The organism is Yoonia sp. (assembly GCF_030731595.1).
Taxonomy (GTDB): Bacteria; Pseudomonadota; Alphaproteobacteria; order Rhodobacterales; family Rhodobacteraceae; genus Yoonia.
Map to the genome: position 1 here is coordinate 1 of NZ_JANQTS010000098.1, position 17,198 is coordinate 17,198.

General features: G+C 58.2%; 18 protein-coding genes. 6 read left to right on the plus strand and 12 right to left on the minus strand.

The features are described from left to right. From NWQ23_RS11510 to NWQ23_RS11535, 6 genes are all read right to left on the minus strand, one after another. Positions 1–670, minus strand: a 670-nt coding sequence (locus tag NWQ23_RS11510) for an ABC transporter substrate-binding protein (protein WP_306166504.1), incomplete at its 3' end; no start/stop codon positions are given. A gap of 45 nt (positions 671–715) precedes the next feature. Further along, positions 716–1,567 carry an ABC transporter permease gene (locus NWQ23_RS11515; protein WP_306166505.1) on the minus strand — a complete coding sequence of 284 codons (852 nt, stop codon included), beginning with the start codon at positions 1,565–1,567 and terminating at the stop codon, positions 716–718. Further along, the gene (locus NWQ23_RS11520; protein ID WP_306166506.1) at positions 1,564–2,484 is read right to left on the minus strand and encodes an ABC transporter permease; all 921 of its coding nucleotides are present in this window, start codon (positions 2,482–2,484) and stop codon (positions 1,564–1,566) included. The genes NWQ23_RS11515 and NWQ23_RS11520 overlap by 4 nt, the downstream gene beginning before the upstream one ends. A gap of 51 nt (positions 2,485–2,535) precedes the next feature. Beyond that, positions 2,536–3,318 carry an ABC transporter ATP-binding protein gene (locus NWQ23_RS11525; RefSeq protein ID WP_306166507.1) on the minus strand — a complete coding sequence of 261 codons (783 nt, stop codon included), beginning with the start codon at positions 3,316–3,318 and terminating at the stop codon, positions 2,536–2,538. Between the two features lie 32 nt (positions 3,319–3,350). Beyond that, positions 3,351–4,805: a dihydropyrimidinase gene (hydA, locus tag NWQ23_RS11530; protein WP_306166508.1), complete on the minus strand. Its 1,455-nt coding sequence runs from the start codon at positions 4,803–4,805 to the stop codon at positions 3,351–3,353. Between the two features lie 96 nt (positions 4,806–4,901). Continuing rightward, positions 4,902–6,152, minus strand: coding sequence for a Zn-dependent hydrolase (locus tag NWQ23_RS11535; protein ID WP_306166509.1), 1,251 nt, complete (start codon positions 6,150–6,152; stop codon positions 4,902–4,904). A 164-nt stretch (positions 6,153–6,316) separates the two neighbouring features. On the opposite strand from NWQ23_RS11535, the gene NWQ23_RS11540 reads away from it, so the two are divergent. After that, positions 6,317–6,919, plus strand: coding sequence for a TetR family transcriptional regulator C-terminal domain-containing protein (locus tag NWQ23_RS11540; RefSeq protein ID WP_306166510.1), 603 nt, complete (start codon positions 6,317–6,319; stop codon positions 6,917–6,919). Positions 6,920–6,953: 34 nt separating this feature from the next. Then, positions 6,954–7,199, plus strand: a complete 246-nt coding sequence (locus tag NWQ23_RS11545) for a hypothetical protein (RefSeq protein ID WP_306166511.1) — start codon at positions 6,954–6,956, stop codon at positions 7,197–7,199. Between the two features lie 66 nt (positions 7,200–7,265). Here the strand turns inward: NWQ23_RS11545 and preA are convergent, their stop codons facing one another. The 4 genes from preA to araD all read right to left on the minus strand — a co-directional run bounded on the left by preA (position 7,266) and on the right by araD (position 12,735). Next, entirely contained in the window at positions 7,266–8,570 is a 1,305-nt protein-coding gene (gene preA / locus NWQ23_RS11550; protein ID WP_306166512.1) for an NAD-dependent dihydropyrimidine dehydrogenase subunit PreA, read from the minus strand. A 1-nt stretch (position 8,571) separates the two neighbouring features. Then, complete coding sequence (locus tag NWQ23_RS11555) at positions 8,572–9,906, minus strand: NAD(P)-dependent oxidoreductase (RefSeq protein WP_306166513.1); 1,335 nt, start codon at positions 9,904–9,906, stop codon at positions 8,572–8,574. A gap of 163 nt (positions 9,907–10,069) precedes the next feature. Next, positions 10,070–10,978, minus strand: coding sequence for a Gfo/Idh/MocA family protein (locus NWQ23_RS11560; protein ID WP_306166514.1), 909 nt, complete (start codon positions 10,976–10,978; stop codon positions 10,070–10,072). Continuing rightward, entirely contained in the window at positions 10,978–12,735 is a 1,758-nt protein-coding gene (araD, locus tag NWQ23_RS11565; RefSeq protein WP_306166515.1) for an L-arabinonate dehydratase, read from the minus strand. Before araD ends, NWQ23_RS11560 begins: the two co-directional genes overlap by 1 nt. Positions 12,736–12,806: 71 nt before the next feature. Between araD and NWQ23_RS11570 the strand changes: the two genes are divergently transcribed. Then, a complete protein-coding gene (locus tag NWQ23_RS11570; RefSeq protein ID WP_306166516.1) occupies positions 12,807–13,556 on the plus strand; it encodes a class II aldolase and adducin N-terminal domain-containing protein in 750 nt (249 codons plus the stop codon). 79 nt (positions 13,557–13,635) lie between these two features. Then, positions 13,636–14,091, plus strand: coding sequence for a hypothetical protein (locus NWQ23_RS11575; protein ID WP_306166517.1), 456 nt, complete (start codon positions 13,636–13,638; stop codon positions 14,089–14,091). Here the strand turns inward: NWQ23_RS11575 and NWQ23_RS11580 are convergent. Then, on the minus strand, positions 14,088–14,714 hold the full coding sequence (locus NWQ23_RS11580) for a class I SAM-dependent methyltransferase (RefSeq protein ID WP_306166518.1): 627 nt from the start codon (positions 14,712–14,714) through the stop codon (positions 14,088–14,090). The genes NWQ23_RS11575 and NWQ23_RS11580 overlap by 4 nt on opposite strands. 55 nt (positions 14,715–14,769) lie before the next feature. Here NWQ23_RS11580 and NWQ23_RS11585 point away from each other — a divergent pair, with 55 nt between their 5' ends. After that, positions 14,770–15,630, plus strand: coding sequence for an SDR family oxidoreductase (locus tag NWQ23_RS11585; RefSeq protein ID WP_306166519.1), 861 nt, complete (start codon positions 14,770–14,772; stop codon positions 15,628–15,630). Here NWQ23_RS11585 and NWQ23_RS11590 read toward each other — a convergent pair. Beyond that, positions 15,596–16,252 carry a hypothetical protein gene (locus NWQ23_RS11590; RefSeq protein WP_306166520.1) on the minus strand — a complete coding sequence of 219 codons (657 nt, stop codon included), beginning with the start codon at positions 16,250–16,252 and terminating at the stop codon, positions 15,596–15,598. The two genes, NWQ23_RS11585 and NWQ23_RS11590, sit on opposite strands and share 35 nt — an antisense overlap. Before the next feature lie 136 nt (positions 16,253–16,388). On the opposite strand from NWQ23_RS11590, the gene NWQ23_RS11595 reads away from it, so the two are divergent. Further along, positions 16,389–17,171 carry an ion transporter gene (locus NWQ23_RS11595; RefSeq protein WP_306166521.1) on the plus strand — a complete coding sequence of 261 codons (783 nt, stop codon included), beginning with the start codon at positions 16,389–16,391 and terminating at the stop codon, positions 17,169–17,171. Positions 17,172–17,198: the final 27 nt, after the last annotated feature.

Consider the following 17,198-nt stretch of genomic DNA (forward strand, 5'->3'; position numbering starts at 1 on the left):
TTTCTTCCAGCACATAGATCCCGTCTTCAAGCGTCGCGACACCCTGATCTTCGTACTTGAATGTGATCAGCTCGTCCGGCGATACGCCCGCATCCAACACCTGACCGTATTCGTTGTAAGTCATCGTCGAGATACAGTCAGCTTCGCGGTTCAGCAGCGGATCAACGTTAAAACCTTGCTTCAGAACAGTCACACCATCCTCACCACCTTCGGTCGGAATGCCGACCTGGCTCATCCAGCTGAGGAACGGATATTCGTTGCCAAAGAACCAGACACCGATCGTTTTGCCGCGGAAATCCTCGACGGTTTCGATACCGGTGTCTTTCCAGCAGGTCAGCATCAGACCGGACGACTTGAACGGCTGGGCGATATTGACGACAGGCAGACCTTTTTCACGGGCAGCCAGCGCCGAAGGCATCCAGTTGAGCATCGCATCAGCGCCACCACCGGCCAAAACCTGCGGCGGTGCGATATCGGGACCGCCGGGCAGGATTGTCACGTTCAAACCTTCCTCTTCATAGTAGCCCTGATCAAGCGCCACATAGTAGCCCGCAAACTGGGATTGCGTGACCCACTGCAGCTGCAGCGTGACGTCATTGGCGTGGGCGTCAGCATGCGCCATTCCGCCAAAACCTGCAGCAAGAGCCGCCGCCATCATTAACTTCTTCATGTTGACCTCCAAGTCAGTTGTGATGCCCTCTTTGCGGGGCTTGATTTATTTGCGTTGCGATGGGTGCCAAAAGGTCACCCGCCCCTCAATCCATGCCATCAGCCCGTAAAACGCGCTCCCCGCGAGGGCTGCGACAACAATTTCTGCCCAGACCATATCAAGTGCAAGCTGGCCCACCGATGTCGAGATACGAAAGCCCATGCCCACCGTGGGAGAGCCGAAAAATTCAGCAACAATCGCCCCGATCAGCGCTAAAGTGGTCGCAATCTTAAGCCCATTAAAGATGAACGGCAGCGCAGCTGGCAAGCGCAATTTCAACAGCGTCGGCCAATAGCCCGCGCCATAAGTCCGCATCAGATCACGCTGCATCGCGGTTGTATCACGCAGGCCCGCAACCGTGTTCACCAAAATCGGGAAAAACACCATGACAGCGACCACAGCCGCTTTGGATTCCCAATCACTTCCCAACCAGCGCACAAAGATCGGCGCGGTGCCCACGATGGGCAAGGCGGCCATGAAACCGCCCACAGGCAGGATGCCACGGGTCAGAAAATCCGACCGGTCCGCAAGGATTGCCACGCCAAAAGCGGCCAGCATGCCGATGATATAGCCGGTCATCGCGCCCTTGATGATTGTCTGCTGAAAATCCGCCCAAAGCGTCGGTATCTCTTGGCTAAAGCGCGTTGCAATCGCCGTTGGCGGTGGCAGGATCACCGGGCTGACCTCCAGCAAGCGCACCAGCAATTCCCACATGACCAGAAGGGTCAGGCCAAAGATGGCAGGCACCAGCAATTGCACCAGTCGCGTGTTCGCCGCCCCACTCTGCGCCAGCCGCACATTGATGAACCAGCCCGTGCCCCAAACGGCCAAAGCACTGATGATCGCGGTCCCCGTCATGCCGCCTGCATTCCCATACGGCGCAGGGTCCAGCGCTCCATCAGGCTAAAGAAACCCACCAAGGCCGCAGCCGTAATCGCGGCCGCAAAAAGCGCTGCCCATGTGACCAATGGCTGCCCGTATTGATCCCCCACCAGCATCCGCGCCCCAAACCCCGCGCGCGCACCCGTCGGCAGTTCAGCCACAATCGCCCCCACCAAGGACGCCGAAATCCCGATTTTCAGCGAGGCGAAAAGATATGGCACCGAGGCTGGCAAACGCAGCTTCCAGAACGCTTGGGCGGGGCTGGCATAATAGGTGCGTAAAAGGTCCATCTGCATGGCATCAGGACTGCGCAGCCCTTTGACCATCCCGACGACAACCGGAAAAAAGCTGAGGTAGGCACTGATCACAGCCTTCGGAAACAGCCCCTGAATACCGATTGAGCCCAGCATCACGATAATCATTGGCGCGAGTGCCAAGATCGGGATCGTCTGGCTGGCGATGGCCCAAGGCATCACGCTCATATCCATGGCGCGGTTGTAAACGATGCCGACGGCCAGCAAAATCCCCAACCCCGTCCCGATCGCAAACCCTAGCAGCGTCGCCGAAAGCGTCACCCAGCCATGATAGACCAGCGACCGGCGCGAGGTGACGTTCTGCAAGGCAATCGTATTCCATAGTTCACCCGCCACCTGATGCGGCGAAGGCAGACGCGGACGCTCCAGCGTATAGGTGCGGACCATCAAACCGGGGTTCTGCAAGGTCAGACCAATGCCCGAATACTCTTGCCGCACAGCGGGCGTGTCCGGCGATACCACCAGCCCCTCGCGCTGCGCCTGATCCGCGGTCAGATGCATGTTCATCGGCACGACCGAAACGATCCAGAACAGCAGGATCGCACCAACAACCGTCAGAACAGGTAGCAAGGACTTCAAATCAGCCCCCTCAGCTTCTTCCGAGCATAAATATCCCCGCCGGAGGCATCCCTAGTCATCCACATGTCCCGCCCGCAGACCATCACGCACCCGATGCGCAATCTCGATAAATTCCTTGCTGTCGCGAATATCCAAAGGGCGTTCCTTTGGCAGTGGGCTGTCGATCACATCGGTGATCCGGCCCGGACGCGGCGACATCACAACGATCTTGGTCGATAGATACACCGCCTCTGGGATCGAATGTGTCACAAAGCCAATCGTCTTTTCCGTCCGCGCCCAAAGCTGCAACAACTGTTCATTGAGGTGATCGCGCACAATCTCGTCCAGCGCGCCAAAGGGTTCGTCCATCAGCAAGATATCAGCATCAAACGCCAACGCCCGTGCAATCGAGGCGCGCTGCTGCATCCCGCCTGAGAGTTGCCAGGGAAACTTCTTCTCGAACCCTGCCAGATCCACGAGGTCCAGCACCCGTGCCACACGTTCCTCCTGCTCTGCCTTGGAAAACCCCATGATCTCGAGCGGCAATTTCACGTTCCCGCCAATCGTGCGCCACGGATAAAGCCCCGCCGCCTGAAACACATAGCCATAGGCGCGGGCCATCCGCGCCTCTTCAGGCGTCATCCCGTTGACGGTGATCGTGCCACCCGTCGGCGTCTCAAGCCCTGCAATACAACGCAAGAACGTGGTCTTGCCGCAGCCCGAGGGACCGATAAAAGACACGAAATCGCCCTTCGTAATCTCAAGGTTTACATCCTTGAGCGCATGGACCGGGCCATCACCGGTTTCGAACGTCAGGTTCAGCCCCCGCGCGCAAATCGTCGTTTCAGCAGCCACACATCACCCCGCAGTCCAAAAGGACGACACCCTCAAACACCCGTCGCGGGAATACCCGTCCGCTCCACCGGCCGTGGCGCAGTCAGTTCTTTCCACTTGCTCAGCGCCGTATTCGTCGGGGTGTTCGCCTCTCGCTTCACGAACTTGCCATGGCCTTCCTGCGTGCGCACTTCGCCATCATAAATCGCGACCTGCCCACGGGTCAGGGTAAAGCGTGGCAGACCCTTCACCTCTTTTCCCTCGAACACGTTGTAATCAATGGCGGATTGCTGGGCCGATGCCTTGATCGTCTTGGTCTTCTGCGGGTCCCAGACGACCAGATCAGCATCGGCACCAACCAGCACGGCCCCTTTCTTGGGGTAGCAATTCAAAATCTTCGCGATATTGGTCGAGGTCACGGCAACAAATTCGTTCATTGTCAAACGGCCGGTCGCCACACCGTGAGTCCACAGCATCGGCATCCGGTCCTCCAGCCCGCCTGTGCCATTGGGAATCTTCGTGAAATCACCTACGCCATAGCGTTTCTGTTCTGTCGTAAACGCACAGTGGTCCGTGGCGACCACGCTCAAAGACCCGGATTGCAAACCAGCCCAAAGACTATCCTGATGCTGTTTGTTGCGGAACGGCGGCGACATGACGCGGCGTGCAGCATGATCCCAATCCTGGTTGAAATACTCGCTCTCATCCAGGGTCAGATGCTGGATCAGCGGCTCGCCCCAAACGCGCTTGCCCTGCTGTTTGGCACGGCGGATCGCCTCATGCGCCTCTTCGCAGGACACATGCACGATATAAAGCGGTACCCCGGTCATATCGGCGATCATGATGGCGCGGTTGGCGGCCTCGCCTTCGACCTGCGGCGGGCGGGAATAGGCGTGCGCCTCTGGGCCGGTATTACCTTCAGCCAAAAGCTTGGCGGACAGCTCTGCCACCACATCGCCATTCTCTGCATGCACCATGGCGATGGCCCCAAGCGAGGCAAGCCGCGAGAATGACGCATACATCTCGTCATCGTTTACCATCAACGCGCCTTTGTAGGCCATGAAGTGCTTGAAGGTGTTGATCCCGCGATCCTTGACCACGCTTTCCATCTCGTTGAACACCTGCTCGCCCCACCAGGTGACAGCCATGTGGAAAGAATAATCACAAGATGCGCGACCCGATTTATTGTCCCACATCTGTAAGGCATCATGCAGGCCCTGACCGGGGGCAGGAAGGGCAAAATCGACAACCATAGTCGTGCCGCCGGAAAGGGCCGCCCGCGTACCGCTTTCAAAATCATCGGCAGAATAAGTACCCATAAAAGGCATCTCAAGGTGCGTATGCGGATCAATCCCGCCCGGCATGACATAGCAACCAGTCGCATCAAGCTGCTCGTCGCCAGACAGGTTCGGCCCGATTTCTATAATCGTGCCATTCTCGATCAGAACGTCCGCCTTGTAAGTCAGGTCAGCCGTAACAACAGTTCCGTTTTTGATGACTGTGGTCATTCGAGTGTCTCCCAGTTGCCCTCTATGCAGGGCTCATCTTCTTTTGTTCAAAAATACCTCGGGGGAGGCGCGCAGCGCCGGGGGCAGAGCCCCTTTTCACCCGACAATCTCCGCCGTCTCGACGACCGCGTGAAACAGGACATCCGTCCCGGCCGCCGCCCATTCCGGTGAAATCTCTTCGGCTTCGTTATGGCTCAGGCCATCCACACAAGGGCACATGATCATCGCCGTCGGATAAAGATCATTGATCCAGCAAGCATCGTGGCCGGCACCCGATACGATGTCCATATGGGAATAGCCCAGCCGCTCTGCCGCGTCGCGGACAGCCTTCACACAGGTTTCATCAAAGGCTGGCGGGTCGAATTGTCCAACAATCTCGGCCTGGAAACCAACTCCAATCTCTTCACAAATCTGCGGCGCACGCTCCATCAGTTCTGCCACCATGCTGTTCAGCTTATCCAGCAGATGCGTGCGCATATCGACGGTAAAGACGACTTTGCCGGGGATGATATTGCGCGAGTTTGGGTAGACGTCGATGTGCCCGATGGCACCCACCGCATTGGGCTGGTTCTTCATCGCGATTTCATGCACCAACTCGGTGATCAGCGCCAAACCACGGCCCGCATTCTTGCGCATATGCATCGGGGTGGAGCCGGTGTGGCTTTCCTTGCCCGTGACCGTGCATTCGATCCAACGCAAGCCTTGGCCGTGGGTGACAACCCCGATCTGCTTGCCTTCGGCCTCCAGAATCGGGCCTTGCTCGATGTGCAGTTCAAAGAAGGCATGCATCTTGCGGTCCCCGACCTTTTCGGGGCCTTTCCAGCCAATCCGCTCCAGTTCGTCCCCAAAGCGTTTGCCCTTGGCATCGAGTCGGTCCAGCGCCCAATCAAGCTTATGTTTGCCTGCGAACACACCAGAAGCGAGCATTGCCGGGGCATAGCGGGTGCCTTCCTCGTTCGTCCAATTCGTCACAACAATCGGGTGCTTTGTCTTGATGTCGAGGTCATTCATGGTGCGAATGACTTCCAATCCGCCCAAAACGCCCAGAACCCCATCGTATTTTCCGCCCGTAGGCTGGGTATCGAGATGCGAACCCACATAGACCGGCAGCGCATCGGGGTCAGTGCCGTCACGGCGGGCAAACATATTGCCAATCTCGTCTACGCCCATCGTGCAACCTGCGGCCTCGCACCAGCTTTGGAACAAGTGGCGCCCTTCACTGTCTTCATCGGTCAGGGTCTGGCGGTTGTTGCCACCCGCGATACCGGGGCCGATCTTGGCCATCTCCATCAGGCTGTCCCAAAGTCGCGCACCATTGATTTTAAGGTTCTCGCCGGGGGCTGCCATTGGGGGTCTCCTTCGTCTGGGTTTGACCAACTGGTCAAAACAACGCTAACAGAGGGAAAGTATCAGTCAAGTTCTCCGCTCGGATTACAGGCAGATGCGGACAAAGCTGGCAAAAGTAGGGGGCAATGCCCGCCTTGCGCCTGAATTTTGAGCAAAGGATTGGCATGACCAAAGCGCCCACCCGCATCCAGAAACGCAATCGCGCGGCGATCCTGTCAGCGGGTCTAGATGTCTTCTCGCAATTCGGGTTTCGCGGCACGACATTGGACCAGATTGCTGATGCGGCAGGGCTGTCCAAGCCGAACCTGCTTTACTATTTTCCGTCAAAGGAAGCGATCCATACAGCCTTGCTGGAACGCCTTTTGGAAACGTGGCTGGACCCACTCAAATCTCTTGATGCGGATGGTGACCCCGTCAAGGAGATCATGGCCTATGCCCAGCGCAAGCTGGCGATGAGCCGTGATTACCCGCGAGAAAGCCGGCTGTTTGCCAATGAGATCTTGCAAGGCGCGCCGCGCATCGAAGAGATATTGCGAACTGACCTCAAGACCCTCGTGGATGAAAAGGCAGCCGTGATCAAGACCTGGGCCGAGGCAGGCAAGATTGCCGATATCGATCCGCATCATCTGATTTTCTCAATCTGGGCCTTTACCCAGCACTACGCGGATTTCGATGTGCAGGTGCGGGCGGTGCTGGGTGACAAGGCTCCATACGACGGGGCTTCTGTCTTTCTTGATATGCTCTATGCAAAGCTTTTGCGGCCTTAATCCATTCTTCACCTTGAATTGACACCTTGCAGGAATGCAAATTGTACATGCCTCCACCGTGCGCCATCCGCTTGCCAACCCAAGTTGGTGCGCAAGAATATTCGACGCCAAAGCGGCGCGGTCCGGCGGGATCGTCCGGCGGGCGGTACGCGATGTCGAGCGTGAAATCGGGCGTGCCGCCTTTGTGACAGAGGTGAGTCGACGCGGCTTTCACCTTGTCGAATGCGGCGGGCAATTCATCGTCATCTGCAATCCCGGCCAGTTGATCGTGCATACCTGACCCTGAAAATCTTCGTACGAAGATTTTCAGACTGTCCCAAGAATTTTTGGCAAAAATTCTTGCTCCTCACTCCGCCGCAACCGCTCCTGGATTGTTTGGATGCGTGGTCCAATTGGCATAGTCCTTTTGAACCACCTTGCCCGTGCGCGGATCGACCTGACCAGGTTGCATTGGCTCCATCGTGATGCAATTCTCGACCGGGCAGACATCAACACAGAGGTTGCAAGCCACACATTCGGCATCAATGACGCTAAAGGTCCGGTCGGCAGACATCGCAATCGCTTGATGGCTGGTATCCTCACAGGCCGCGTAGCACCGTCCGCATTTGATGCAGTCATCCTGATTGATCTTGGCCTTGGCGACATAGTTAAGGTTGAGATACTGCCAGTCCGTCACATTCGGCACAGCACGCCCGACAACTTGCTCGACCGACGTATATCCCTTTTCATCCATCCAGTCTGACAGACCGCTGATCATCTCCTGCACGATCTTGAAGCCATAGGTCATGGCCGCCGTGCAAACCTGCACGTTCCCGCACCCAAGGCTGATGTATTCCGCCGCATCGCGCCATGTGGTGATCCCGCCAATGCCACTGATCGGCAGACCGTGGGTTTCCGGATTCCGCGCAATCTCGGATACCATCGACAGCGCAATCGGTTTCACCGCCGGACCGCAATAGCCGCCGTGCGAGCCTTTGCCATCTATCGACGGCTCCGGCGACATCGTATCAAGGTTAACAGAGGTGATCGAATTGATCGTATTGATCAGGCTCACCGCATCCGCCCCGCCCCGCATGGCGGCCGCAGCCGGTTTGCGTACGTCGGTGATATTGGGCGTCAGTTTCACGATCACCGGCTTGTCATAGTACTGCTTGCACCAGCGCGTGACCATTTCGATATATTCCGGCACTTGCCCGACCGCCGCGCCCATGCCGCGTTCCGACATGCCATGCGGGCAGCCAAAGTTCAGCTCGATCCCGTCTGCGCCCGTCTCTGCAACGCGCGGAAGGATATCTTTCCAGGCCTGTTCTTCACAAGGCACCATGATCGAGACGATCATCGCACGGTCAGGATAATCCGCTTTGACACGGGTGATTTCCTCTAGGTTCACTTCCAGTGGGCGATCCGTGATCAGCTCGATATTGTTGAGCCCCAGCAAACGCCGATCCGCACCGTAAACCGCACCGTAGCGCGGACCGTTGACGTTCACCACGGGTGGGCCCTCGGACCCCAGCGTTTTCCAGACCACACCGCCCCAGCCCGCCTCAAAGGCGCGGCGGACGTTGTATTCCTTGTCAGTCGGCGGGGCAGAGGCCAGCCAGAACGGGTTCGGGGATTTGATCCCCAGAAAGGTCGTTGTCAGATCAGCCATTTCAATTGCTCCCCATCAAACTTGCATGAATGTCCATCGCCGCATCGCGCCCTTCGGCCACGGCCGTCACGGTCAGGTCATCGCCACCGCTGGCGCAATCGCCACCGGCCCAAACACCTGCAAGGCTCGTGCGCCCTGCACCAGTGACCGCGATCTTGCGCCCTTCCAATACCAAGCCGGCATCAGTCGTTAGCGTTTGTCCGATGGCTTTGAAGACCTGATCTGCTGGCAGGCGCAGAGTTTCACCGGTCCCTTTCAGGCCCGTCCCATCATCTGCGGTATATTCCAGTTCAATCTCGCGGACCGCACCATTGCCATGGATTGCCACGGGCTGCGCATTGAATATCAGCCGCACCCCTTTGGAAGCGGCGAGGTCTTGTTCATAGGTGCTGGCACTCATCTGCGCGCGGCCTCGCCGGTAAGCGATAGTCACGTTCTGCGCGCCAAGGAGTTTTGACTGCACAGCGGCGTCAACAGCCGTCATGCCGCCGCCAATCACAACCACGTCGCGCCCGACGGGCAAGGCTGCCAGATCGCTGGCTTGCCGCAGTTCCTTGATAAAATCGACCGCGTCGCGGACGCCGTCCTTGTCTTCGCCCGCACTGTGCAGGGCGTTCACACCGCCAAGGCCGACACCAAGGAAAACCGCATCAAAGCAATGCGTGAGGCTCTCTATGGTCAATTCTGCACCCAGCCGCATTCCGGGCTTGATCGTGATGCCACCGATACCCAGAAGCCAGTCAACCTCGCGCGCTGCAAAATCATCCGTTGATTTATATGCTGCGATACCGAACTCATTCAGGCCACCCGCTTTTGCCTCGGCATCGTAAATCGTCACATCATGCCCATGCATTGCCAAACGGTGCGCGCAGGCCAGACCGGCAGGACCAGCGCCGACAACGGCGACTTTCTTGCCTGTCTCTGGCGCGCGATCATAAGGATGCCGCTGCTTGGCCATCAGCGTGTCGGTTGCATGACGCTGCAAGCGCCCGATCTCCACCGGTTTGCCTTCAGCCATTTCCCGCACACAGGCCTTTTCGCACAGATCTTCGGTCGGGCAGACTCGGGCGCACATGCCGCCAAGGATGTTCTGGTCAAAGATCGTCTTGGCTGCGGCCTCGGGCGTGCCGGTGCTGATCTGACGAATAAAAAGCGGGATGTCGATGTCGGTCGGGCAGGCCGCAACACATGGCGCATCGTAGCAGAAATAGCAGCGGTCGGCAGCAACGGCGGCTTCGTGCGCAGTCAAGGGGGCGTGCAGGTCTGAAAAGTTGTTGCGCAGCGTCTCTTGCGGCAAACGGCCTGCTGCAATGCCGGGGGTCATGGGGCTGGACATGGGTCAATCCTGTGGTGCTTCGTTCCTGCCAGCCTGCCACAAGTTTATTTTTTATCAAACGGTAAATTTTTGGCAGTTTGTGAACGCTGACCAAGGTACGCGGGGGCACCCTCGGGATGCCTCCGGCGGAGGTATTTTTGAACAAAAGAAGCAAGGGCTTAGGCTAAAAATCGAAGGGCTCTACCACGATCCGTTTGCCCAAGGTCAGCGCATCCGCGACATGGATCATCGGGGAAAGATCGACCTCTGATGCCCCTGTTTTGATCAATGCGGCCATCCTGTCGTAAAGTGCTGGGTATTCGCGGTCTGCCCCGGCCTCTACCTCTGTGCCGTCAATGACCAGACGCGCGCCGCCATCGTGCAGTTCGAGCGTTCCGGCAGTTGTTTCAACCATGATATCCCAGCTTTGCGGGCCTTCTTGTCGCCAGTCGAATTCACCAGTGACGTTCTCGGTCCACTGCATCTGCGCCGCAATAGGTGTGTCACGGTTCGCAGGAAACATCAGATCTGCCGATTGCAGGTGGATCGGCATCGGCAGGATTTCCGTGATGATCGACAAGGCATTGCTGCCGGGATCAAATACCCCCATGCCACCGGGGGCAAAAACCCAGTCCTGCCCGGGATGCCAGCGGCGGACGTCTTCTTTCCATGTGATATGCGCGCCTGTGATCGTCTTGTCCGCAAGCCAGGCCTTGGCGGGGGCAACACCCTTGGCCATCCGGCTGTGCCATGTGGTGTAGAGCGTGACGCCCGCCTTTTGTGCCATGTCCGCCAGTGCATGAACCTCGGCCAAGGTTGCACCGGGGGGTTTTTCCAGCATCACGTGCCGCCCCGCCGCGATCGCCTTGGCCGCATAGGCATAGCGCGGCACAGGCGGCAGGCAAAGGGAGATGACAGGGATATCCGGTCGCGCCGCCAGCATGTCGTCGAAGTCGGTGAAGGATGGCACTCCCGCTACGGATCCAGCCCTGCTGACGGTCGCGGCAAGATCCCAGTCAGTGCTGCCGTTGATCGACGGCACATGCTGATCGACCGCGATTTTGCCGATCCCGACAAGGCAGATCGGCGTCATCAATGCGCTTCCTTGCCGACAGCATTGCCGCGATGCCCGACAAGGAAATCGAAATCTGCCCCTGTATCAGCCCCCATCACCCGATCATGATAAAGCATCGCATAGCCACTGGCCGGGCGGGGATTGGCACCGGATTTTTCCGCCGACCAAGTGGCCAGACGTGACGCGAGTTCTGCGTCCGAAATATCCAGATGAATGCGCCGTCCGGCGACATCCAGTTCGATCATATCGCCGCTTTGAACCACAGCCAAAGGTCCGCCCATCGCGGCCTCTGGCGCGGTGTGCAGGACCACGGTTCCAAAGGCGGTCCCGGACATGCGCGCATCGGAAATCCGCACCATGTCGGTGATCCCTTTCTTCAGGATCTTGGGTGGCAGGCCCATATTGCCCACCTCGGCCATGCCCGGATAGCCGCGCGGCCCGCAGTTTTTCAGGACCATCACGCAGGTTTCGTCGATATCAAGATCGTCGTCGTTGATCCGTGCCTTGTAGTCGTCGATATCCTCGAACACGACCGCGCGGCCACGGTGCTGCATCAGCGCAGGTGTCGCGGCGGAAGGTTTCAAAACCGCGCCGCCGGGGGCCAGATTGCCACGCAGCACGGCAATGCCGCCTGATTGCGTCAGCGCCTTTTCAACCGGCAGGATCACATCCTCATTCCAGTTCTTGACGTGCTTGACCTCGTCCCAGACGCTTGCGCCGGACACGGTCAGTGCATCTTTGTGCAGCAAACCGGCCTCGCCCAAGCGTTTGATGACGACAGGCAAGCCACCGGCATAGAAAAACTCTTCCATCAGGTATTTGCCCGATGGCATCAGGTTGACGATTGTCGGCACGTCCCGACCCAGCCGGTCCCAATCGTCCAGCGTCAGGTCAACGTCTTTGGTCCGGCCTGCCATGGCCAGCAGGTGGATCACCGCGTTGGTCGATCCGCCGATGGCGGCGTTGGTCCGGATCGCGTTCTCAAAGGCCTGTTTGGTCATGATGTCAGAGGGTTTGAGATCATCCTTGACCATCTGCACGATCCGGCGCCCCGTCAGATGCGCCATCACTCGGCGGCGACTGTCGACCGCAGGGATTGCTGCGTTGCCGGACAGTGCCATGCCCAAGGCCTCGGCCATGGAGGCCATCGTACTGGCGGTGCCCATCGTGTTGCAAGACCCGGGCGAGCGCGACATGGAGGCCTCGGCTTCGACGAATTCCTCGGCGGTCATTTCACCGGCGCGCACCGCTTCGGAGAATTTCCACAGATGGGTGCCGGACCCGACACGTTCGCCCCGGAACATGCCGTTCAGCATTGGCCCACCCGAGACGACAATCGCGGGCAGATCTACGGATGCAGCGCCCATCAACAGCGCAGGCGTGGTCTTGTCACAGCCCGCGAGCAACACAACGCCGTCCATCGACATACCTCGGATCGCTTCTTCGACGTCCATCGCGCACAGATTGCGGTACATCATCGCGGTCGGGCGCAGGCTGCTTTCGGCAGGCGAGAACACAGGGAATTCGACGGGGAAACCCCCCGCCTCGTAGACGCCGAATTTGACCTTCTCGGCCAGATCGCGCAGATGCGCGTTGCAGGGCGTCAGTTCAGACCAGGTGTTGCAGATGCCAATCACGGGCCGACCATCCAGCACATCCGCAGGCAAACCCTGGTTCTTCATCCATGACCGGTGATAGATCGCATCCTTTGACGACCCCCCGAACCATTCCTGAGAACGCAGCTTGCGGGGCCACTTGGCGGGTTTGAAGGTCATATTCGGACTTCCTTTGATGGGGGTGTTGCGTCATCCTTAGCGCGGCGCACAGGCAAATCCAAGGAGCCGTCATGAACCAGCATTCACAAAATATGACCCATTGGGCGGAGCGCGTCGATCTGGCAGCCGCCTTTCGCTGGACTGCACGTCTGAACATGCACGAGGCAGTGGCCAATCACTTCAGTCTTGCGATCAATGACGAAGGGACAAAGTTCCTGATGAACCCCAACCAGATGCATTTCAGCCGGATCAAGGCGAGCGATCTGATTGTCGTTGATGCGAATGATCCAGAGACACTCAAAGGTCCGAATGCACCTGATCCGACAGCATGGGGGCTGCATGGCGGTATCCACCGGCTTGTGCCGCATGCGCGCTGTGCCATGCATGTGCATTCGATCTTTGCGACTGTACTGGCCTCGCTCAAAGACAGCCGCCTGCCGCCCATTGACCAGAACTGCTGCACCTTCTTCAACCGCTACGTCATCGACGAGGGCTATGGCGGGCTGGCATTCGAGAGTGAGGGGGAACGCTGTGCCGCGCTGTTCACTGACCCCAAAAAACGCGTGATGATCATGGGCAACCACGGTGTGTTGATCATCGGCGAGACTGTGGCCGAAACCTTTAACCGGATGTTCTATTTTGAACGCGCCGCCGAGACATATATCCGCGCATTGCAGACAGGCATGGCATTACGTGTTCTGCCGGATGAGATCGCTGAAAAAACCGCGCAGGAATTGGAGAGTTACCCTGAACAGGACCTCCGGCACCTGGCCGAACTCAAGGCGCTGCTGGATGCAGAAGGATCAAACTATGCGACCTGATTTCTGACGTTATTTTAGGGCAGCCTGTTGAAACAAGACAAAGATTACGCATATCGACTGGGGGATATGGGAGAATTCGATGTCAGACACCATAGGCGATCTTCGCAATCACAAATGGGGCCTTGCCTCTATCTTGCTGGGCGCGGTTGCGCTTGTTGTCACCTGTATCGTGATCTTCGCAGGCCCATTCACGCCGCAACAAAGCATTGGAACCACGATCGGGCAGATCATCGGTGAAATCAGCTTGTCGGCAATGAACACGGTCCGGGGCGAGGCATTGCCGCCCCCCCAAACTGCAGCTTGGAATATTGACAGGATCTTGATGATCACCGGCCCTATCCTTGCTGTTCTTGCCTTTCTGACCGCAACAGTTTCCGCCTTCAAGCATGACCCTTGGCGGTTGCCAACCTATGGCACAGTCCTTGGTGCGTCTGCGATTGTCGTGCAGTTCCTATGGTGGGTCGTCTTGATCGTCGCTGGCGTGGCGCTGCTTATTTCGATCTTGGAAAACGGCCCCGGCTTTCTCGAGCCTTAAGCTTTGCGGAAACTTACAAGCCGCGCCATATCGTTGCGGTGCTCTTCTGCCGCACGGTCATCATAGATGCGCACGTCACGGGTTTTGAAGTTGGTGATCTCCGCGCGCATGGTCGCGAAGGCATCGGCAAATCCGGCCGCCGCGAAATGGGCGGCATTCACTGAAATCACGACCACGGCCCCGGGCGCGGCAGCATCAATCACATGGCGCAGTGCCTCTGGCCCAACATGCCCCAGCGTGAATGTGCCGGCGCTGACAATCCCGGCGTAAGGTGCATCCAAGAGGCCAAGCGGTTGGGTGACGTCACGGGCAAAGAGCCCGCGATAGGCGCGTTTCATCGCGGCCACCTGCAGCATGTCCTCTGACAAATCAATGCCGTCGATCGGTTCGACATTCATGGCCCGCAGATGCGCACCGACAAGGCCCGTCCCTGCCCCAATATCCAGAACCGGCCCTTTGCCCCCCGCAGACACAAAGGCCGCAGCGACCGCGCGGGGAAGCTGATAGCCCTGACCATCGCTAAAACCGGAATCGTAGCTATGTGCCCATGTGCGATACAGCGCTTTGACATCCTCTTTCGAGGAAAGCGCATATGCATCGTTCAGATCAGGATCATCGGCCATGCGGCAAAGCTAACACAGGCTTGCGCCACCGCGCTAGTTCGGGCACGAAACGGGCATGACAAAAACGCTCCTCTCTTTCGGCCATGGATATAGCGCGCGCGCATTGTCGCGTATTCTTCTTCCGCAGGACTGGCGGATCATTGGCACCACACGATCCGAAGACAAAGCTCCTCGTCTGATGAACGAAGGGATCGAGCCGCGCCTTTGGCCAGGTGCGGACATGATCCCTGCGCTGAATGCCGCAAGCCATATCCTGATCTCTGCGGCCCCTGACGAGCACGGAGACCCTGTGCTGGCCGCGCTTCAGGACGAGATCGCCAAACGGGCTTCGCAGTTCGAATGGGTTGGCTATCTGTCAACGACGGGCGTTTATGGCGATCATCAGGGCGATTGGGTCGATGAAAGCACCGCCCTGACCCCGGCCACCAAACGCGGGATTGCCCGGGTCGAGGCAGAGGCGGCTTGGTCAGCGATCCCCGGTCTGCCGCTGCATATCTTCCGGCTTGCGGGTATCTATGGTCCCGGTCGCGGTCCTTTTGCCAAAGTCCGCGATGGCACGGCGCGACGGATCATCAAAAAGGGTCAGGTCTTCAGCCGGACTCACGTCGCCGATATTGCCCGTGTGCTTGCGGCCTCGATCAATAGGCCCAACCCCGGCGCTGCCTATAACGTCTGCGACGATGATCCTGCCCCGCCCGAGGATGTGATCGCCTATGCCGCCGAACTGCTTGGCCTGCCCATTCCCGAAGCGGTCGATTTTGAGACCGCCGAGATGACCCCGATGGCGCGCAGCTTTTATGCGGAAAGCAAAAAGGTGCGCAACGACCGGATCAAGGATGAGTTGGGGGTAGAGTTGCTCTACCCTGACTACCGATCAGGGCTTAGGGCGCTTCTGGCGCAGGAAATCGGCGCCTGAAGCCCCAAGCGATGCCAGCATAAAGCAAGAGCAAAACAACACCTACGGCAAGATTCGTAGCGTAGAAACTCATGCGCTCGGCAAGTTCCAGATTATTCAGAAACCGATAGGGCAGCCCGCTGGTCACTGTCCCCGCAGGGCTATCATTGAGCGGCTGCACAACCAGCTCTGCCCAAAGCACATAGACCCCGATCACCCCGATCAACCAGCCAAAGGCCGCACCCAGCTTGCGATAGCTGCGGTGGATGAAGATCGTGTCGATCACCTGCAAGAGCGGGCCAACCAGATGCAGGTAAATCTCCAGATGCCATGCCGCCAGTTCGCCATCGGCAGTCACCGAGGTCGGATCCGCGAAGTAGAGCCGCCAGTACAGGAACACGACCATCGTATTGATGACGGCTGTCATGCAGACAAAGCCATCCCAGCGCTTTTCACTGCGCCCTTCCTCGATCGCCATCATCCGGCTGAAAGCGAAGAAGGAACAGAACAACGCCCAGACGGTCAGAAACCGGAATGGCCCTGCGAAACCGTCCCAGCCGCCGAAAATCAGCATCCGGACACAATAGCCACCAGCCAGCAGGAACGCAGTCCAACGGAAAATCAAACGCGTGTTTATCGTCATTTTAGGCTCACTTTTTAAGCATAGGTTGCGCAGGTCGGAGGTTGTCCGTCCAGCACAACCGCAGCGCGGCAATCACCCTTGCCGATCTGTTGCAAACAACCCATATCTGGGACGCTCCCGACGTAAGGCCAGCCGCATGACACTTCGCCAGAAAACCGCCAATTTGCTCGAGACCGCATGGGTCCGCAATTTCATCGTCGGCGTGATTATCTTCAATGCCATCATTCTGGGCATGGAAACATCCAAGACGATCATGGCAGCTGTGGGTCCACTGATCCTTTTGCTTGATCGTATCTGCCTTGCGATCTTTGTGATCGAACTGGGCGCCAAGCTCTTTGCACAGCGGCTCAGCTTTTTCCGCAGCGGGTGGAACATCTTTGATTTCATCATCGTCGGCGTCTCGCTGGTGCCCGGCAATGGTGGCCTATCGGTGCTGCGCGCCCTGCGTATCCTGCGGGTTTTGCGGGTCATCTCGGTCGTGCCATCGCTCCGCCGCGTGGTCGAAGGATTTGTGACAGCCCTGCCCGGAATGGGGTCGGTTTTCCTGCTGATGGGGATCGTGTTCTACATCGGTGCTGTTATGGCCACAAAGCTTTTTGGCGAAAGCTTTCCCGAATGGTTCGGCACGCTGGGCCAATCCGGCTACACGCTATTCCAGATCATGACGCTGGAAAGCTGGTCCATGGGCATCGTCCGGCCCGTGATGGAGATTTATCCCTACGCTTGGGCCTTCTTTGTGCCCTTCATCATGGTGACGACTTTCGCGGTGGTAAACCTGCTTGTCGGTTTGATCGTGAACTCGATGCAGGACGCCCACGCCGAAGAAGGCAACGCAGCAACAGATGCCTATCGAGACGAGGTGCTGGCCAAGCTGGAGGCGATCGAAAAGCGGTTGGAGAAAGTAAGCAAGGGCCAATAACTGGCAGTTGCCTGCATTCAAAAACTG